This window comes from Polaromonas sp. JS666, assembly GCF_900103405.1.
GTDB lineage: Bacteria > Pseudomonadota > Gammaproteobacteria > Burkholderiales > Burkholderiaceae_C > Polaromonas.
Genome location: NZ_FNHX01000001.1, coordinates 747,889 through 764,456 on the forward strand (window position 1 = coordinate 747,889; position 16,568 = coordinate 764,456).

At 65.9% G+C, this 16,568-nt stretch carries 17 protein-coding genes; 10 read left to right on the forward strand and 7 right to left on the reverse strand.

Going from position 1 to position 16,568, the window contains the following annotated elements; translation table 11 throughout:
• Window positions 1-92: 92 nt before the first annotated feature.
• Window positions 93-1,361 carry an MFS transporter gene (locus tag BLQ85_RS03650; protein WP_074574855.1) on the reverse strand — a complete coding sequence of 423 codons (1,269 nt, stop codon included), beginning with the start codon at window positions 1,359-1,361 and terminating at the stop codon, window positions 93-95.
• A gap of 154 nt (window positions 1,362-1,515) precedes the next feature.
• Between BLQ85_RS03650 and BLQ85_RS03655 the strand changes: the two genes are divergently transcribed.
• Window positions 1,516-2,061: a GNAT family N-acetyltransferase gene (locus tag BLQ85_RS03655; RefSeq protein WP_074574857.1), complete on the forward strand. Its 546-nt coding sequence runs from the start codon at window positions 1,516-1,518 to the stop codon at window positions 2,059-2,061.
• A gap of 130 nt (window positions 2,062-2,191) precedes the next feature.
• Window positions 2,192-2,638 (forward strand): SRPBCC family protein, encoded by a 447-nt coding sequence (locus BLQ85_RS03660; RefSeq protein WP_074574859.1) that lies wholly within the window; start codon window positions 2,192-2,194, stop codon window positions 2,636-2,638.
• A 55-nt stretch (window positions 2,639-2,693) separates the two neighbouring features.
• On the opposite strand, the gene BLQ85_RS03665 is transcribed toward BLQ85_RS03660, so the two are convergent.
• The 3 genes from BLQ85_RS03665 to BLQ85_RS03675 form a co-directional block, all read right to left on the reverse strand.
• Entirely contained in the window at window positions 2,694-3,494 is an 801-nt protein-coding gene (locus BLQ85_RS03665; RefSeq protein ID WP_083336724.1) for a tetratricopeptide repeat protein, read from the reverse strand.
• A 58-nt stretch (window positions 3,495-3,552) separates the two neighbouring features.
• Complete coding sequence (locus tag BLQ85_RS03670) at window positions 3,553-4,029, reverse strand: hypothetical protein (protein ID WP_074574861.1); 477 nt, start codon at window positions 4,027-4,029, stop codon at window positions 3,553-3,555.
• Between the two features lie 89 nt (window positions 4,030-4,118).
• A complete protein-coding gene (locus BLQ85_RS03675; RefSeq protein ID WP_074575157.1) occupies window positions 4,119-5,309 on the reverse strand; it encodes an aminotransferase-like domain-containing protein in 1,191 nt (396 codons plus the stop codon).
• A gap of 120 nt (window positions 5,310-5,429) precedes the next feature.
• Between BLQ85_RS03675 and BLQ85_RS03680 the strand changes: the two genes are divergently transcribed.
• The 7 genes from BLQ85_RS03680 (at window position 5,430) to BLQ85_RS03710 (ending at window position 11,215) form a co-directional block, all read left to right on the forward strand.
• Window positions 5,430-6,029 (forward strand): TetR/AcrR family transcriptional regulator, encoded by a 600-nt coding sequence (locus BLQ85_RS03680; RefSeq protein WP_074574863.1) that lies wholly within the window; start codon window positions 5,430-5,432, stop codon window positions 6,027-6,029.
• A 38-nt stretch (window positions 6,030-6,067) separates the two neighbouring features.
• The gene (locus tag BLQ85_RS03685) at window positions 6,068-6,598 is read left to right on the forward strand and encodes a hypothetical protein (RefSeq protein ID WP_074574865.1); all 531 of its coding nucleotides are present in this window, start codon (window positions 6,068-6,070) and stop codon (window positions 6,596-6,598) included.
• Window positions 6,588-6,998: a PaaI family thioesterase gene (locus tag BLQ85_RS03690; RefSeq protein ID WP_074574866.1), complete on the forward strand. Its 411-nt coding sequence runs from the start codon at window positions 6,588-6,590 to the stop codon at window positions 6,996-6,998. Before BLQ85_RS03685 ends, BLQ85_RS03690 begins: the two co-directional genes overlap by 11 nt.
• Before the next feature lie 136 nt (window positions 6,999-7,134).
• The gene (locus BLQ85_RS03695; RefSeq protein WP_083336725.1) at window positions 7,135-7,410 is read left to right on the forward strand and encodes a helix-turn-helix domain-containing protein; all 276 of its coding nucleotides are present in this window, start codon (window positions 7,135-7,137) and stop codon (window positions 7,408-7,410) included.
• Between the two features lie 13 nt (window positions 7,411-7,423).
• Window positions 7,424-8,782, forward strand: coding sequence for a type II toxin-antitoxin system HipA family toxin (locus BLQ85_RS03700; RefSeq protein ID WP_074574869.1), 1,359 nt, complete (start codon window positions 7,424-7,426; stop codon window positions 8,780-8,782).
• Between the two features lie 5 nt (window positions 8,783-8,787).
• Window positions 8,788-9,768, forward strand: a complete 981-nt coding sequence (locus BLQ85_RS03705; protein WP_074574870.1) for an AraC family transcriptional regulator — start codon at window positions 8,788-8,790, stop codon at window positions 9,766-9,768.
• A gap of 55 nt (window positions 9,769-9,823) precedes the next feature.
• Window positions 9,824-11,215 (forward strand): serine hydrolase, encoded by a 1,392-nt coding sequence (locus BLQ85_RS03710; RefSeq protein ID WP_074574872.1) that lies wholly within the window; start codon window positions 9,824-9,826, stop codon window positions 11,213-11,215.
• 4 nt (window positions 11,216-11,219) lie between these two features.
• Here the strand turns inward: BLQ85_RS03710 and BLQ85_RS03715 are convergent, their stop codons facing one another.
• Complete coding sequence (locus BLQ85_RS03715; protein ID WP_254779678.1) at window positions 11,220-12,233, reverse strand: Bug family tripartite tricarboxylate transporter substrate binding protein; 1,014 nt, start codon at window positions 12,231-12,233, stop codon at window positions 11,220-11,222.
• 39 nt (window positions 12,234-12,272) lie between these two features.
• The gene (locus BLQ85_RS03720; protein WP_074574874.1) at window positions 12,273-13,682 is read right to left on the reverse strand and encodes a M20 family metallopeptidase; all 1,410 of its coding nucleotides are present in this window, start codon (window positions 13,680-13,682) and stop codon (window positions 12,273-12,275) included.
• Between the two features lie 181 nt (window positions 13,683-13,863).
• On the opposite strand from BLQ85_RS03720, the gene BLQ85_RS03725 reads away from it, so the two are divergent.
• Complete coding sequence (locus tag BLQ85_RS03725; RefSeq protein ID WP_074574876.1) at window positions 13,864-14,814, forward strand: LysR family transcriptional regulator; 951 nt, start codon at window positions 13,864-13,866, stop codon at window positions 14,812-14,814.
• Between the two features lie 21 nt (window positions 14,815-14,835).
• Here BLQ85_RS03725 and BLQ85_RS03730 read toward each other — a convergent pair whose 3' ends face one another.
• On the reverse strand, window positions 14,836-16,491 hold the full coding sequence (locus tag BLQ85_RS03730) for an alkaline phosphatase family protein (protein WP_074574878.1): 1,656 nt from the start codon (window positions 16,489-16,491) through the stop codon (window positions 14,836-14,838).
• Window positions 16,492-16,568: the final 77 nt, after the last annotated feature.

The following is a 16,568-nucleotide window of genomic DNA, read 5'->3' on the forward strand; positions in this document are numbered from 1 at the left end:
GATGTCCTGCGCCACTTGGCTTTTTCTGAGCGCTCCTCTTCGACGAAGAGTTCAACCTCTTATAACGTGGCGCACTTGATACTGCGACACCTTTAGCCCCCCCGCCGCCTCAACACCCAAGCAAAATAAGCCCCCTCCACCGCCATCACCCCTCCTCCCAGTGCCACCACGGCGCTGCTGCCAATGCGGCCAATCAAGGCCGCGGCCAGCACCACGCCCAGGGACTGGCCCAGGAATAAAAAAGACGCAAACAGCGAAACCGCCGTGCCGCGCGCCTCGGGCACCATCTGGGTGGCGTTGGCCTGCATGACGTTGTGGAACATGAAGAAGCCAAAACCACCGACCAGGCTGGCCGGGATGGCCGGGCCCCAGTGCGGGATATAGGCGATGGCCAGCGCGCTGATGCCGAGCAGCCCGCCGCCCAACAAGACCAGGCCGTGCTGGCCCAGGCGGGGGATCAGCGAGCGGCCGGCGGCCATATAACCCACGCCGCCCAGGCCAAAGAGCGCGACGATGGCGCCCGCGGCCGACAGCGACAAGCCCAAAGCATGGTGCAAATGCGAAGCCCACATGGCCAGCACCCCAAAACCCATGGCGCCTTCAATCACGGCCAGCAGCAGGATGGTGCGGGGCCAGGGGCGGCTGATGATGAGCAAGGTCTGTTTCAGGAAATGCGGGCGCGCCATGGGTGCTGCGGACGCTTCGGGTGTTGGTGTTGGGGTCGCCTGCGCCTCCGCTTCTGCTTTCGGCAGCGCCTGCTGCCGGCGCAAATCACCCCACAGCAGCGAGCCGACCGCGCCAAACAGCAACACCAGAAACGCAAACGCCCAGCGCCAGCCGAGCGCATCGGTCAGCAGCCCGCCCAGCAGCTGGCCGCAGACAATGCCCAGGGTGCTGCCCAGCCCCGTGCGTGTGAGCATTTCCTGCAACTCGTGGGCCGGCACGGTGTCGCCTATCCAGGCCATGGCCAGCGGGATCAGCGCGGCCGCGCCCAGGGCCATCATGATGCGGGCCAGCAGCAGCACGTCCAGGCTGTTGGCAAACACGGCGACCGCGCTGCCCACGCTGCAGCCCAGCGCGGCAAAGGTGACGATGCGGAACTTGCCCAGCCTGTCACCCAGCGGGCCGTAAAACAGTTGTGAGATGCCGTAGGTCACGGCAAACACCGAGACCACTTGCGCCGCCTGGGCCAGGCTGACGGCAAACACGCGCGAGAGCTCGGGCAGCATGGCATCGCAAATGCGCTGGGCCACCATGCTCGAGAAGGTGGCACACGACAGCAGCAGGATGGAGCGGCGGGTGGCGGGGGAAATTGGCGAAGAGGAGGCGCGAATGGCGCTGTGCGCGGCGGCGGAAGTCATGAAGGTGAACAGGCCCGAATCAAGGGAGCGGGCGACACACCCACGCTGTATCGGATTGTAGGCAAACACCTGCAAAACGTATGGGCAAGGGGCATGGCACCCTGCCCCCTGTGCAAAATGGCAGGTCGATTGAGAACCCACCCCAGGAGATACCATGGACAGCGCACTACGCGCACCGCAGACCGCCGCGGCCGCGAATATCAGCTTCAGGCCCTTGCAGGCGGCCGACCTGCCCCTGCTGCACGGCTGGCTGGCGCGCCCGCACTGGACCGAGTGGTGGGGGCCGGCCCCCACGCTGGCCGAGGTGGAAGCCGAATACGGCGCATGGATCAACGACCCCAGCAAAGTGCAACCGCATATCGCGCTGCTGGACGGCCGGCCTTTTGCGTACATCCAGTCCTATGTGGCCATGGGCTCGGGCGACGGCTGGTGGGAGGACGAAACCGACCCGGGCGTGCGCGGGATAGACCAGTCGATTGCCGACGCCGCGCAGCTGGGGCGCGGCCTGGGCACGGCAATGGTGAAGGCCTTTGTGGCCCGGCTGTTGGCCGACCCGCAGGTCACCCACATCCAGACCGACCCCGACCCGCGCAATGCGCGCGCGATACGCTGTTATGAAAAAGCCGGGTTTCGCGCGGTGGGCGAAGTGCAAACGCCGGATGGCACGGCGCTGTTGATGGTGTGCAAGCGCACCGTATAGAAAATATTACAGATTTACCCAAAAACCATGTCGATCTCGCTGTGGCCCGTTCGTCGTACAGGTAGAGGGCGGCCCCTGCCTTCTCTCTTTCTCTCTCTTTTGTCTCTGTCATTCACCAAGGAAACACGCCATGACTACCAATACCGTCAAGCTTCACCGGGTCCTGCAATCCACCCCTGACCGGGTGTACCGCGCCTTCCTCAGCCCCGCCGCCATGAGCAAATGGCTGCCGCCCAACGGCTTTACCGGCACCGTTCATGAAATGGACGCCAAGGTCGGCGGCAAATACAAAATGTCATTCACCAACCACACGAACGGCCACAGCCACTCCTTCGGCGGCAGCTACCTGGAGCTCAAGCCCGGCGAGCGCATCCGCTACACCGCCAGCTTCGACGACCCCAACCTGCCGGGCGAGATGACCACCACCATCACGCTGGCCAAGGTCTCCGCCGGCGTGGAAATGCATGTGGTGCAGGAAGGCATTCCCGCGGTGATCCCCGCGGACCAATGTTATGTGGGCTGGCAGCAGTCGCTGGTGTTGCTGGGCAAGCTGGTGGAGGCGGAGATCAACGAGTAAGGCCCCCAGCCGGCAAACTGGCACACACGGGCTGAGGCCCGTCGTCGGGCCGGCTTCAGGGCGTGGCGGCGGGTGCGCGCTGGCTTGGCCGCTGGCTGCGCACGTAATTGAGTTCGTTCTGGGCGCGCCTGTCGTTCTTGTCGAGTTCCAGGCACTGGAGGTAGATTTTTTCAGCATCGTCCCAGCGGCCTTGCTCGACATACACATAACCGAAGCCGCGCCAGGCGCGGGACAGCTCCGTGTTCTTCACCTCGGGCGGGGAAAACGCTTTGGCGGCGGCTTCGGCCTGTTCAAAAATCTTCAGAGCCTGGGGCCAGTTGCGTTGGCCCAGGTACCAGTTGCCCAACTCGCCCAGGTACTGGGCGTTGCGCGGCGCCAGGGCCAGCGCGGCTTCAAGCGCGCTGCGCGCTTCGGCCGGGCGCCTGAGTTCTATCAGCGCATAACCCTTGAGGTACCAGGCGTCGGACCAGATCTGCGGCACGATGATGGCGCCCTGCTCGGGCTCTTGCTTGGAGGCGGCCGCCTGCACAAGGTAGAGCAGCTGTTCAACGCGCGAGCGACCGGTGTAGGGCCTGAATTTTTCGTCCTTGTAGCGCAGCTCATAGGCGGCGATGATTTTGTCGAGGTGCTCGGTGATCGCGCGCTCGGGCTGGCGGAGTTGCAGCAGTTGGGCGGCGGCCATCAGCTGCTGCCCCAGCGCGGCGTCTTCGGGGTTGGGCGCTGCGATGGCTTGCGAGGGCTCGTTCGGTGCGGCCGTCTGGCTGAACGCGGGAAAACCGGTAAAGGCGGCAAAGACCGAGAACGCCAGCGCCGCTACTGCCAGCCATGCGGTTTGTGGTTGTGAGGTTTTGCGCATCGCCAGGCTCCAGGGTTGTTGAGGTTTTTAAAAGCTGCAACCGTCGCCCTGATGATCGCTAGATGGCCAGTTTCGACGCGGCCTTCCACCGCGCAATCCGGGTCATGTGGTACTGCAGGTAAAAGGTGCTGAAGAGGAAAGTCATCGCCGCCGAAAGCCTGAGCTGCATGGGCTCAACGCTGTTGTAGTGGTTGAGCATGGACCTGCGGATGGAATACGCGCCGAAGTAAAAGACCACATAGGACGCCAGCGTCAGCAGCAGGCCCACTGCCTTAAGGTTGCCGGAGCCCTCCACCAATACCTGGCTCACGATGGCAAGCAGGACATAAGCGCTGAATTGGCTGGTCACATGGGAGGCCGGGTTGATTTTTCGCACCCAGGTGGATTGGATGAAGATCCAGACAATCATGAAGATGCCCAGCGTGAGCAGCGTAAAAAGCAGCACCAGGGCCCAATGCAGCTGGGGCGGCGCGGGGTAGGCATCCGCATCCATCCCGCCGTGCGGTGGCACGGGCTCCGTCAGGTGTTCACTCATAAGCTCCCTCTTCTCTTTTTTTGATGAATCCATCGCGCGAGGCCGTCCGTGGCGGCCTCGCGGCAAAAACGGCAATGCCGCCCGGTGGCTTACAGCGCCTTGCCCAGCCTTGCCACACCCTCTTCAATCTTCGCCACATCGGCCGTGGCAAAACTCAGGCGCAGCGTGGCCAGGTCGGGGTTGGCCGCGTAGAAAGGCGCGCCGGGCACAAAGGCCACGAGCTGTTCAATCGCCTTCTTCGCGAATTCGCCGGCGTCCCTGCTTTTGCCGCCCGCGCCGGTGAGGCGGGCCCAGAAGAACAGGCCGCCTTGCGGCTGGGTGAATTCAATCGCGTCGCCGAGTTCGCGTTTCAAGGCATTGCCCATGGCGGTGGCGCGTTCGCCGTAGACCTTGCGCACGCGCTTGAGGGTGTCGGGCATGCGGCCGGCTTTGAGGTATTGGGCAGCGGTGGCCTGGGCGAAGGTGCTGGTGTGGGCGTCGCTGAACTGCTTGCACATGGTGGCCTTGGCCAGCAGCTCGGCGGGGGCGACCATCCAGCCCACGCGCAGGCCCGGGCTCAGCACCTTGCTGAGGGAGCCGCAATGCGCGAGCAGCTCGCGGCTGCCGGGCACGCTGGGGCTGAGCGCCAGCAACGAAGGGGGCGGCGCTTCGCCGAAGTAGAGGTCGCCGTAGGGGTCGTCTTCAACAATCAGGGTCTGGTGCTTGACGGCCATTTCCAGCACCTGCTTGCGGCGCTCCAGGCTCAGCAGCGCGCCGCTGGGGTTGCCGAAGGTGGGGATCAGGTAGACAAACTTGGGCTTGTGCTGGGCAATGAGTTTTTCAAGCTCGTCGGTCTTGACGCCGTGCGCATCAATCGGTGCGCTGATGAGTTCTGCGCCGTAGAGGCGGAAGCACTGGATGGTCGCCAGGAAGGTCGGGCCTTCGACGATGACCTTGTCGCCGGGCGAGATCATGGTCTTGCCGAGCAAGTCGAGCGCCTGCTGGCTGCCGGTGGTGACGATGAGGTTCTCGGGTGCGACGTCTTTGGCGCCCTTGGTGGCCATAAAAGCGCTGAGCTGTTCACGCAACGGGCCGTAGCCCTCGGTGGCGCCGTATTGCAGCGCGCCGCCGGGTTCTTCGGTGAGAGCCTTGTTGCTGGCTTCCTGGATGCCGGCCACGTCGAACATGGCGGGGTCGGGGAAGCCGCCGGCAAAACTGACGATGCCGGGCTTGCCCAGCAGTTTGAAGAGTTCGCGGATGGCGGAGGTTTCAACGTTGTTGAGGCGGTCGGCAAAGTGCAGGGGCATGTTCGGTTTCTCGCTTTCTGGGCTGCATTGTCGCCAATTTGGGCGCGGCCTGCGCGCGGCAAGGCGGGCCAAGGGGTGGTTGACAGAGTGTTGATCTAGAGTAATACTCTAGTCATGGACTCCGCTGCTACCCCCGCCTCCGCTCCAACCTCCACTCGCGACCGCCTGCTGGAGGCCGCCACCAAGGTGTTCCTGGCCCAGGGCTTCACGGCCGCTTCCATGGACTTGGTGCGCCAGGAAGCCGGTGTGAGCAACGGCAGCCTGTACCACCACTTCCCGACCAAGGCGCTGCTGGCCGATGCGCTGTATGCCCACATGCTGCGCGGCTTCCACACGGCACTGATGCAGCCGATTGCCGGCAAGGCCTCGGCCCAGGCCGGCGTGAAGGGCCTGGTGCGCGCCTATATCCAGTGGGTGCTGCAACACCCGGACCAGGCGCGGCTGCTGCACACCTTGCGGCGCGGCGGCGACATGACGGATGGCGCCGAGGCCAGCACGGCCAATGAGCAGGCCTTTGCCGCGCTGAAGCTGTGGATGGAGCAGCGCGTGGAAGCCGGCGAGATACGGGCCATGCCTTTTCATGTGTGGATGGCGCTGGTGTTCTCGCCGTCCATGTCGCTGACGCAGCGCTGGGTCAGCCAGCCCGTGCCGGCGGTTGCGCCCAAGCTGCGCGCCGCGCTGGAGCATGGCGCCTGGATGGCCGTGGCGGCCTGAGCCGACTACCCAAGAGAAATTCAACAAGGAGTGTCTGTATGAAAGTCGTGAACGTTCATCAACGCCTGCTGCATGCGAGCCCGGAACGGGTGGGCGCGCTGATTGATTCGCTGGGCTCGCCGGCCGATGCGATGTGGCCAGGGCGCGCCTGGCCGCGCATGAAGCTGGACCGGCCCATGGCCGTGGGCGCCTCGGGCGGCCATGGGCCTATCCGTTATGTGGTGGAGGCCTACACACCGGGCCAGTCCGTGCGTTTTCGCCTGACGGCGCCCAGGGGGTTTGAGGGCTGGCACGGCTTTGAGGTGCTGGACGCCACACCCGCGCACTGCGTGCTGGAGCACCGCATCGAGATGCGGGCGCGCGGCCCCGCCCTGCTCTACTGGCCGCTGGTGATTGGGCCGCTGCACGACGTCTGCGTGGAAGACGTGCTGTCGCAGGCGCAGCTCTCACTGGGCCTGGAGCCCCGGCCCGTGCCGTGGACGACGCGCGTGCGCCTGCTGCGCTGGCTGGCCTCGGGCGGCCGCCGGCGGCCCGCACCGCCGTTTGCGCGGGGGCAGCATGCCCGCTGAGCTCCTGTCCTTCGGCCGCGACGTACTGAGCCGGCAGCCCTTCAGCGCGCTGCTGGACGCGCGGCTCGATGCCTTTGCGCCCGGTAGCGCGGAGCTGTCGGTGCCCGTAGTGCCCGGCTTGCTGCAGCAGCATGGCTTTGTGCACGGCGGCGTGCTGTCTTATTTAGCGGACAACGCGCTGACCTTCGCGGGCGGCTCGGTGCTGGGCGATTCGGTGACGGCCGAGTTCAAGATCAACTACCTGCGGCCGGCCAGGGATGCCGAACGCCTGCTGGCCGTGGCCACGGTGGTGGGCAGCGGCAAGACCCAGGCCGTATGCCGTTGCGACATCTTTGTGCTGCGCGGCGGGGAGCGCACGCTGTGCGCCGCGGCGCAGGGCACGATTCGCAAGGCGGGTTAATCATGACAACAAACCGGCATCCTGGTTAATGCTGGGTGGCATGCACGCGCTGGGTGCGAATTAACTACTTAAAAGGAGTTATTTGATTTAACTACACTTCAGGAGTATTATTGCTTAACTACTTTTGAGGTGTATTGTGAGCAATGTGACCTATCCGGTAGACACGCCCCAGCAACTGCGCACCATGTTGCGAACGCTGCGCCAGGCACGCAAACTGACCCAGACCCAGCTGGGCGAAATGCTGGGCGTCAGCCAGAAGCGCATCGCGCGCATAGAGGCCGCGCCTGAAGTCACGGCCTACGACCAGATCGCGCGCATGGTTTCGGCCATGGGCTGCAGCCTTGTGATTCAAGAAGCTCCCCGGCATCGCGTGGCAGAAGACGAGCCCGCCCCTTATGCGCCGAAATGGTAGGCGGGCCAGCACCATGGTGACCTTCCGCCGCCCCCGTACCAGTCCAGGCGCCAACACGCTGGCAGTGTGGGCCAATGGAGAGCCCCTTGGCAACTGGTCCATTACCGATGGTGAACATCGCTTCCAGTACGACGAACAGTGGCTGGCGTCCCCTGCTTCGCGTCCCCTGTCGCTTTCCTTGCCTTTTATGCCAGGGAATCTGCCGCATCGCGGTGAGGTGGTGAATAACTTTTTTGACAACCTGCTGCCCGACAGCGACGCCATCCGCAGGCGGCTGCGCGACAAGTTCGCCACCGGCAGCACGAATGCATTTGAGCTGTTGGCCGCCGTCGGACGCGACTGCGTGGGCGCGGTGCAGTTGCTGCCGCCGGGGATGGAGCCAGAGGGCTTTGACCGCATTGAGGCACAGCCCCTGGACGAGGCAGGCGTGGAGCAAGCCATCGACAACGCGGTCACGGCCGGACGTGCGCTGGGCCAGCAGCAGGAAGACGATTTTCGTATCTCGATTGCCGGTGCGCAGGAAAAAACCGCCCTGCTCTGGCATGAAGGGCTATGGTGCCGGCCCCTGGGCGCCACCCCCACAACGCACATCGTCAAGCTGCCGCTGGGCCTGGTGGGCAACATGCGGGCAGACATGCAGACCTCCGTCGAAAACGAATGGCTGTGCGCTCGGATTCTGGGCCGGCTGGGCTTGCCGGTGGCGGCGTGCGAGATCGCGACCTTCGGGCGACGCAAGGTGCTGGTGGTGGAACGTTTTGACCGCGCCCCCGAAACCCCGCCCGGCCGCCCGCCCTGGCTGGCGCGGCTGCCGCAGGAAGACTTTTGCCAGGCGCTGGGCGTGTCGGGCGCCATGAAGTACGAATCGGACGGAGGACCCGGCGTACGAACGATCTTGCGCCAGCTTGACAGAAGCAGCCAGGCTGCTGCCGACAAGCTGGTGTTCGTCAAGGCCTTGCTGGCCTTCTGGATCATGGCCGCCACTGACGGCCACGCCAAGAATTTTTCGATCTTCCTGGAGCGCGGCGGCGGCTTTCGCATGACACCGCTGTATGACGTGCTGTCGGCCTGGCCCATCATCGGCAACGGCCCCAACCAGGTGAGCCCACGCCGCGCCAAACTTGCCATGGCCTTGCGCAACAAGAATACGCACTACCACTTGCACGAAATCCGCACTCGCCACTGGGAGGCCCTGGCGCGGCAAAGCGGCGTGCCGGGCGCCTTCGACCAGATGGTGGCGCTGGTGCTGCAGGTGCCCGATGCGCTGGAGCGCGTGGCGGCGCAGTTGCCGCCGGATTTCCCCATGCCCGTATTCACGGCCATACGCGAAGGCATGCTGGCGCAGGCCGAAGAATTCGTGGCTGAACTGGACTGACATCGATGGCAGAGCTTCTTTCCAACCCCGCGGCCCGCAGCACCTACATCGCCCGCATCAACCGGGTGGTGGACCACATCAGCGCCAACCTGGCAGGCACGCTGGATTTACAAGCGCTGGCCGGCGTGGCGTATTTTTCGCCCTGGCACTTCCATCGCGTGTTCCAGGCGGTAACGGGCGAAACCCTGGCCGACTGCGTGCGCCGCCTTCGGCTGGAGGCCGCCGCCCAGCGCCTGATTTTTACGCCGCAGACCGCGTTGCAGATAGCGCTCGACACGGGTTTTGCTTCAGCGGAAGTCTTCAGCCGTGCCTTTCGCACCCACTTCGGCACGACGCCCACAGCGTGGCGGCGCGGGGGCTGGCGCGAGTGGGCGACGCACCGGCAGATTGAACTTAGCAAGATTCATCAAGGCAATCACAAGCCGAATCAAGAATCCATCATGGCGTTGTTTAAAGATAGAACCCTCTGGCCCGCCGGGCCGGTCCCTTCATCCGAAAGAACCCTTGCCATGCACATTGAACTCAAAACCCTTCCTCCCATGCGCCTGGCCTATATGCGCAACACCGGGCCTTACGGCGACGGCGTGGCGCAGCTGTGGCAGCGCTTTGCCGCCTGGTGCGGCCAGAACGGCTATATGAACCCGCGCCGCAAGATGTACGGGATCAGCCAGGACAACCCCGAGATCACGCCGGCCGACAAGTGCCGCTACGACGCCTGCATAGAAGTCGATGAAGCCTTCAAGCCGCAGGGCGAAATAGGCGTGCAGAACTTTGGCGGCGGGCGCTATGCCTGCGGGCGCTTCACCGGCAAGCCTGGCAATGAGGTGCACGAAGCCTGGACGCACATGTTCGCCGAGTGGCTGCCGCAAAGCGGTTACCAGCCGGACAACAACCCGGCGCTGGAACTGTATGAAGAAGACTTTGTGATGGACCCGAAAACAGGAAACTTCAGCTGCTGGCTCTGCGTGCCCGTAAGAGCCCTGTAGCGCCATTGCCTGGCGGCGCGTGCCATACTCCCGCAAAACTACGGGGGGCGCCGCCATGCACAAGCTTGTTTGTTCGCTGCAAAAAATGTTTCTCGCCGGCTTGCTGTTGGCGGCAAGCCATTCCAGCGCCTGGGCGCAGCGCGGCAATCCCGATGTGGCCTACGCCGGGCAATCGATAGACCAGATGATCTCCGGCTTCATGGCCGAACAGGGGATTTCGGGCATGGCGGTGGCGATTGTGCAGGCGCCCTACATCACGCGAATGACGGGCTATGGGCTCAGCGATGTCGCCTCGCGCCGGCTCTCGGCGTCGAACACCATGTTCGACATCGGCCAGATGGCGAATGCCTACCTTTCCGTTGCCATACTGCAATTGGTGGAGGCCAACAAGCTTGGCCTTGACGATGCGGTCTCGCGCTTTGTGCCGGGCGCTCCCGCGGGCCTTACCGTGGGGCAAGCCATACGCGGGGGCAACACGACGTCGCAATGGCTGGCGCCCCTGGTCGCGCAGGCCAGCGGCCAATCGGCCGAAGACCACATCCGCGTGAATCAGATCGAGCGCCTGGGACTGAAGCACACCACTTTCGGCAGCGCCCTTGCCTCGCTGGCCTGGGAAAAAGATGCCAGGCCGCACAGCGCCTTTCTGAAAACCCCGGCGCTGATCAACCCCAGCGAGCCGGCCACGGGTTATGCCGCAGGCGATGCGGTCGCCGTGCCTGCGGGCCTGCGCATCTACGCCTCGGCGCTTGATGTGTCGCTGTGGGACGTGGGCCTGGCCGGCGAAATTTTGATCGCGTCACCGGCGCTGCGTAAATGGATTTATGCCGCGCCCGAAGGCGGGGTGTCTTCGGGGCCGTGGTATTTCCCGGGGCACAAGGGCCTGATGGTGACGACGGGTGACGGCGCCGGCTTCTCTTCGCTGCTGAGCCGTTTCACCGATGCGTCCGAGCTTCTGTGCGTGACACTGCTGGCCAACAAGGAGGGCGTGGACCTCACGCAGCTCGCACGCCGCATCGCCGGGGCTTATGACGCGCGCCTGGGCCCACCGCTGGCGACCGCCAGGCTGCGGGTGCAGCAAAGCCCTTTTACGGTGAAGGAGACCATGGACCGGCTTGAAAAAATCCTGCGCGCGCGGGGCAACGCCATCATCGCGCACATCAACCATGGCCGCGCCGCGCAGGACGCCGGGCTCCAGCTCGCGCCGACCGAAGAACTCATCTTCGGCAACCCCGCCGCCGGCACGCCGCTGATGCAGTCCAACCCAGCCGCGGTGATGGCCCTGCCGCTGCGTGCCGCCGCCTGGGAAAAAGACGGCGCCGTCTGGCTGACCACCGTGGACCCGATGGCCATCGCCTCGGAGTACGGCATCAAGGACCAGGGCGCCTTGGTCTTCAAGAGGCGGGCCGACATCGACTCCGCCCTTCGTGAGGCCGTGGCCGCGCCCTGAGGAATCAATCGATCCGGATATTGGCGCGCGCCACCAGGGCGCGGTAACGCGTGATCTCGGAATCCATCACGTCGCGCAGCGCCTGCGGGCCCAGCAAGGCCGGCTCCATGGACTGCTGCTGGAGCTTCTTCCTGACTTCGGGCTCGGCGATCACGGCCGTGAGCGCCTGCAGCACCTGGCTGCGCACGGCCGGTGAAACGCCCGCAGGCGCGGCTACGGCGTACCAGGCGTCGAGCAGCGCCGGCGTCAGCTGCAGTTCGCCATAAGAAGGCACGGTCGGCATCAGGGCAGAACGTTTTTCGCTGATGACCGCGAGGACGCGCAACTTGCCGGACTGCACCAGGGGGTTCACCGCCGCCATGGTGTCTATGCCCAGGGCGATGTCGCCGCGCGCCACACCGATGTCGGCCTCGGCGCTGCCCTTGTAGGGAACGGCGGAGAACTTGACGCCAGCGGCGTCGGCCAGCAGCTCGCCGGCCAGGTGCGGCGCCGAGCCGGTGCCGAAGGTGGCATAGGTTACGGTACCCGGGCTGGCCTTGGCTTTGGCCAGCGCGTCTTTGAGGGTTTTGTAGGGCCCGGTGGCGGAGGTCACCAACACCAGCGGCGCGCGCGTGACCATGGCAATGGGCGAGAGCTGCTTGAAGGGGTCGTAGCCCAGCTTGCTGCGCACCGCGGGGTTGACGGTGTAGCTGCTGGAGCCGGAGAACAGCAAGGTGTAGCCGTCGGGCTCGGCCGCGCTGACCATGACCACGCCGATGGCGGTGGAGGCGCCGGGCTTGTTGTCAATGATCACGGGCTGGCCCAGGCGGGCGCTGAGCCGCTCGCCGATGATGCGGGCCGCCACGTCGGTGCCGCCGCCCGGCGGAAAGGGAACGACCAGCTTGATCGGCTTGGCGGGCCAGGCCTGTGCTTGCGACAGGCCGGGAAACGCGAGTGCGCAACAGGCGGCCACCAGAAGGGCCGCGTGAAGCAGGGACCGGCGTGAGGCAGAAAGCGGGGAAGGCATGGGGGAAGGCATGGGCAACTCCAGTGAGGGGGCAATCAGGACAAAAACAACTCAGGTGGCGGCCGGCGCGGCGTGCCAGGGCAGCCCGGCGGGCTCCCCCAGGTCCCAATACAGGCCGGCCATGATGCGCAGGCCTTCGCGGGCGACGGGCGCCAGCAGGTGTTCGTCGGGCGCGTGCTGGGCGCAGGCCGGGTAAGAGTGCGGCACCCACAAGGTGGGCAGGCCCAGCAGGTCGGCGAAGACATCGTTGGGCAGGGAGCCGGCCAGGTTGGGCAAGGTAACGACCGGCTTGCCGCTGCTCTGCCCTATGGAGCGCTGCGCCCAGCCCACCCAGGGGTGGTCCAGGTCCAGGCGCGTGGCCGCGCCCGTGAGCGTGATCTCCACCTCGACCCGGTTGAAGCCATGGCGGTCCAGGTGCTTGCGCAGGATGGCGGCAAGGTCCTGGTAAGGCGTGCCGACCACAAAGCGTAGCTGGCAATGGGCGACGGCTTCGCCGGGAATCGCATTGACGGGGCGCTGCGGCGAGCCGGCGCCCAACGCCAGCACTTCGAGGGTGTTCCAGCCGATCAGGCGTTCGGCCGTGCTGAGGCCGGGCTCGCCCCAGTGGGCGTCGGGCAGCGGGTCGTCCTCGCCGCCGCCGATGTCCACATCGGCCAGCGCGCGGCGCACCAACAGGGGCAGCGCGCGCGGCTTGAGGGCCGGCACCAGGATGCGGCCCCGCGCATCGACCAGCGAGGCCACGGCGCTGGCCAGCACGGTGGCCGGATTCAGCAGCGCCCCGCCCCAGTTGCCCGAGTGGTAGGCCTTGTCGCGGGCGCGCAGGCGCAGGCTGAAATTGATCGCGCCGCGCGAGCCCAGGAACAAGGTGGGCTTGTCGGCATGCACGCGCGGGCCGTCGCAGGCAATCAGCAGGTCGGCCTTGAGCTGGGCCCGATGGCTTTCACAAAAGGCGTGCAGGCCCGGCGAGGCGGCCTCTTCGCCCATCTCGAGCAGCAGCGTGACGTTGTAGCCCAGACGCCCGCCGCGCGCCTTGATCACGCTGGCCAGCGCGCCCAGGTTGACGGTGTGCTGGCCCTTGTTGTCGGCGGTGCCGCGGCCGTACCAGCGCTCGCCTTCACGCACCAGTTCCCAGGGCTGCAGCCCTTCGCGCCAGCGCCCTTCCTGGCCGCTGACCACGTCGCCGTGGCCGTAGGTCAGCACGGTGGGCAGCGCCGTGTCTTCGACGCGCCGCGCAACCAGGAAAGGGCCGGCGCCCTCGACGGGATTGGGCAGGACGCTGCAGGCAAAGCCGAGCGCGCGCAGGGAGTCGGTCATTTCGCCGCGCAGGTAGTCGCCCAGCGCGGGGTTGGGTTTGCCGCTGTCGCTTTCGGTGCGCAGGGCAACGCGCCTTTGCAGCACGTCAAAAAAATGGCCTTCGTCAAACCAGGCCGCAGCGGCATCAAGGCAGTCGGATCTCAGCATGTTTCATCGTTCTCAAAAAGGGGCGCGCGGTCTTGAGCGTGTCATGGACGCCTCATGGGCGCGTCATGAAACCAAATGTAGGAAGAATCAGGATTTACTACAATGAGAGATATCGCAACAGAGCTTTGCCTTTTTGGCAAAGTATGAATTCAAGCACCCTGCCCCTCCCAGCCGCCTTCGCATGAAAACCACTTTTTTCAGCACGCAGATCCGCTACTTCCTTGAGGTGGCACGCACCGGCTCAGTCAGCCAGGCCGCGGCGCAGCTGCATGTGGCGGCCTCGGCCGTGAGCCGCCAGGTCGGCAAGCTGGAAGACCAACTGGGCTGCGCGCTGTTCGAGCGCAGGGCGCGCGGCATGGTGCCCACCGATGCGGGCGAGCGCCTGATGGCCTATGCGCGCGCGGGCAGCGACGACGCCGAACGCGTGATGGAACAGGTGCGCGGCCTGGCCGGCTACAGCGCGCGGCGTGTGCGCGTGGCCTGCACCGAGGGTTTCGCCACGGGTTTCATGCCGGAGGTGATGACGGGCTTCAGGCGCAGCCACCCCGAGGCGCTGATCGAGCTCAGCGTGGGCTCGCCCGAAGCGGTCAGCCGCCTGCTGCTGCAAGGCGAAACCGACGTGGCGCTCAAGTACACCATGGCGCCGGAAAAAGGCATGACGGTGCGGCATGCGGCCACCGCGCCCATGTACGCGCTGATGCTGCCCACGCACCCGCTGGCGCGGGCCCGCGCGGTGACGGTGGCGAATGTCGTGAAATACCCGCTGGGCATCAGCGCCAAGGGCATGACGGGGCGCCAGCTCTTTGACATGGTGGCCAGCGTCCAGGGCCTGCAGTACCAGGCCTCGGTGGTCAGCAATTTTTCGTCGGCACTGCTGCCCAGCACGCGCGGCGACGACATCATGCTGTCGGGCTACCTGACGGCCGCGCACCTGATACGCCAGGGCCAGCTGGTGGCCGTGCCTTTTGCCGAGCCGGAACTGCGCCAGCGTGTGCTGCAGGTGCTGTCGCTGGAGGGGCAGACGCTGGCGCCGCTGGTGCTGGACTTCACCGCGCAGCTGATCGCCGCCGTTCGCGAATCGGGCAACGGCATGGCACCGGCGCGCAGACGCGGCGCGAAAAAAAGCGGCTGAGCGCCCTGCCGCTTCTTTTTTCTACAGCCCCGGCAAGGGCAGGAGCTTGCCTTCGGCCGACGAAGGCGGCGCGATGCGCAGCACGCGCGACAGCGTGGGCGCGATGTCCACGACTTCCACGCGCGCGTCGATGCGGCCGGCTTTGACCCAGGCCGGGCCGTACATCAGGATGGGCACCTGCGTGTCATACGGGTGGGGCGAGCCATGCGTGGCGACCGTGTTGCCGAACATCCAGCCGGGCTTGAGCGAATACTGCACGTCGCCCGAAACCTCGGCATGCCAGGATTTGCGGATCTGCTCAAAGAAAGGTGCGCCGGCGCGGCTGCCGCTTTGCAGTTCGCGTCGCGTGTAGGCCGCGGCAAAACCGGGCTCGGCCATCAGCAGCGCGCGGGCTTCCTCGGCCAGGGCGTCGGCGCTGGCCTGCTTTTGCGCGATGAGCTGTTTGTCGAGCAGCACGCTGGAGCCTGAAAAGCCCGCGGCCCATTTGCCCGGGCCAAAGCGTTTTTCAAGCCCGGCATTGACGCGGCCCAGCAGCTGGCTGCTGTTGACGCGGCCGGACTCGCGGCCCTGGCTGGCGTTGTACTCGGGCGCGGGCATGAAGCCGTGGTCGGCGGTGAGCACGGCGATGTAGTTGTCCTTGCCGATGCGCGCGTCCAAGTCCTGGAAGAAGGCCTGCAGCAAACGATCCAGCTGCAGCAGGTGGTCGTGCGAGAGGCGCGACTCGGCGCTGAAGGCGTGGTTCACATAGTCGTGGCCTGAAAGGCTCACCGACAGGATGTCGGGAATGTCGTCCTGGCCCAGTTGCTCGCCGGCAATGGCGGCGCGCGCGAATTCCAGCGACATCGCATCGACAAAGGGGCCGCGCAGCAGCGAGCCGTAAAAGCGCGGGCCGGGCGCGCTGTCCTCCTTGGCCCCGAACATCGCCGGCAACCCGCCGCCCGCGGGGCCGTACCAGGGCTGCTGGTCGGGCAGCGAGCGCGCGTACGCGGCCTCGGGCAGCAAGGCCTTCCACTCGGCCTTGAAGTAGCGGTCGGCCGGCTTGCCGGCGTTGTAGCGGTCGACCCAGGCCGGGTGCGCCGCCATGTAATGCGTGCTGGAGGCGAACTGCCCGGTGGCGCCCATATACATATAGGCGATGCCGGTCTTGCCGGCCGGCAGGATGGCGCCGCGGTCTTTGCCCGAGATGCCTATGACCTTGGAGCGGCTGTCGACGCGCCGCAGCACGTCACCCACGGTTTCGGCTTTGAGGTTTTTCGGGCTGGTTCCGTCCAGGGCGTTGGTGGCGTGGCCGATATAGGTGGCCGAGGTATCGCCGGTGCAGTAGACGGGCTCGGCGGTGACGGGGTCGCGCCAGTCGTTGCCTATGATGCCGGTGCGATGCGGATAGGCGCCGGTGAGCATGGTGGCATGGCCGGCCGCGGTGACGGTGAAGGCATGGCCGTAATGCGCGTTGGCGAACCAGGCGCCGCGGTCCAGGAAGCGCGCGAAGCCGTCGGGCGCGAGCTGGTCGCGGTAGTCCAGCACCTGGCGCTGCGGCAGGCCGTCGACGACCAGGAAGACCACCAGCTTGGGGCGCGGCGCGGCGTCGGCCACCGTGCCGGGCGCGGCGGTGCAGCTGGCGAGCAATGCGGCGGCCAAAGAGGCGGCCAGCAGTCGTAAAAGAGTGTGAGCTTTCATGGCTGCGATGCTAAAGCAGTTCGGGCCGGCACCGCCCCCGTAATCACCCGTGGCGCGCGAATCGCCATTGGCCCGGC

Coding starts and splice junctions, on each gene's coding strand:
- BLQ85_RS03650 (WP_074574855.1), bottom strand. CDS start 1,361: ATGACTTCCGCCGCCGCGCACAGCGCCATTCGCGCCTCCTCTTCGCCA.
- BLQ85_RS03655 (WP_074574857.1), top strand. CDS start 1,516: ATGGACAGCGCACTACGCGCACCGCAGACCGCCGCGGCCGCGAATATC.
- BLQ85_RS03660 (WP_074574859.1), top strand. CDS start 2,192: ATGACTACCAATACCGTCAAGCTTCACCGGGTCCTGCAATCCACCCCT.
- BLQ85_RS03665 (WP_083336724.1), bottom strand. CDS start 3,494: ATGCGCAAAACCTCACAACCACAAACCGCATGGCTGGCAGTAGCGGCG.
- BLQ85_RS03670 (WP_074574861.1), bottom strand. CDS start 4,029: ATGAGTGAACACCTGACGGAGCCCGTGCCACCGCACGGCGGGATGGAT.
- BLQ85_RS03680 (WP_074574863.1), top strand. CDS start 5,430: ATGGACTCCGCTGCTACCCCCGCCTCCGCTCCAACCTCCACTCGCGAC.
- BLQ85_RS03685 (WP_074574865.1), top strand. CDS start 6,068: ATGAAAGTCGTGAACGTTCATCAACGCCTGCTGCATGCGAGCCCGGAA.
- BLQ85_RS03690 (WP_074574866.1), top strand. CDS start 6,588: ATGCCCGCTGAGCTCCTGTCCTTCGGCCGCGACGTACTGAGCCGGCAG.
- BLQ85_RS03700 (WP_074574869.1), top strand. CDS start 7,424: ATGGTGACCTTCCGCCGCCCCCGTACCAGTCCAGGCGCCAACACGCTG.
- BLQ85_RS03705 (WP_074574870.1), top strand. CDS start 8,788: ATGGCAGAGCTTCTTTCCAACCCCGCGGCCCGCAGCACCTACATCGCC.
- BLQ85_RS03710 (WP_074574872.1), top strand. CDS start 9,824: ATGCACAAGCTTGTTTGTTCGCTGCAAAAAATGTTTCTCGCCGGCTTG.
- BLQ85_RS03715 (WP_254779678.1), bottom strand. CDS start 12,233: ATGCCTTCCCCCATGCCTTCCCCGCTTTCTGCCTCACGCCGGTCCCTG.
- BLQ85_RS03720 (WP_074574874.1), bottom strand. CDS start 13,682: ATGCTGAGATCCGACTGCCTTGATGCCGCTGCGGCCTGGTTTGACGAA.
- BLQ85_RS03725 (WP_074574876.1), top strand. CDS start 13,864: ATGAAAACCACTTTTTTCAGCACGCAGATCCGCTACTTCCTTGAGGTG.
- BLQ85_RS03730 (WP_074574878.1), bottom strand. CDS start 16,491: ATGAAAGCTCACACTCTTTTACGACTGCTGGCCGCCTCTTTGGCCGCC.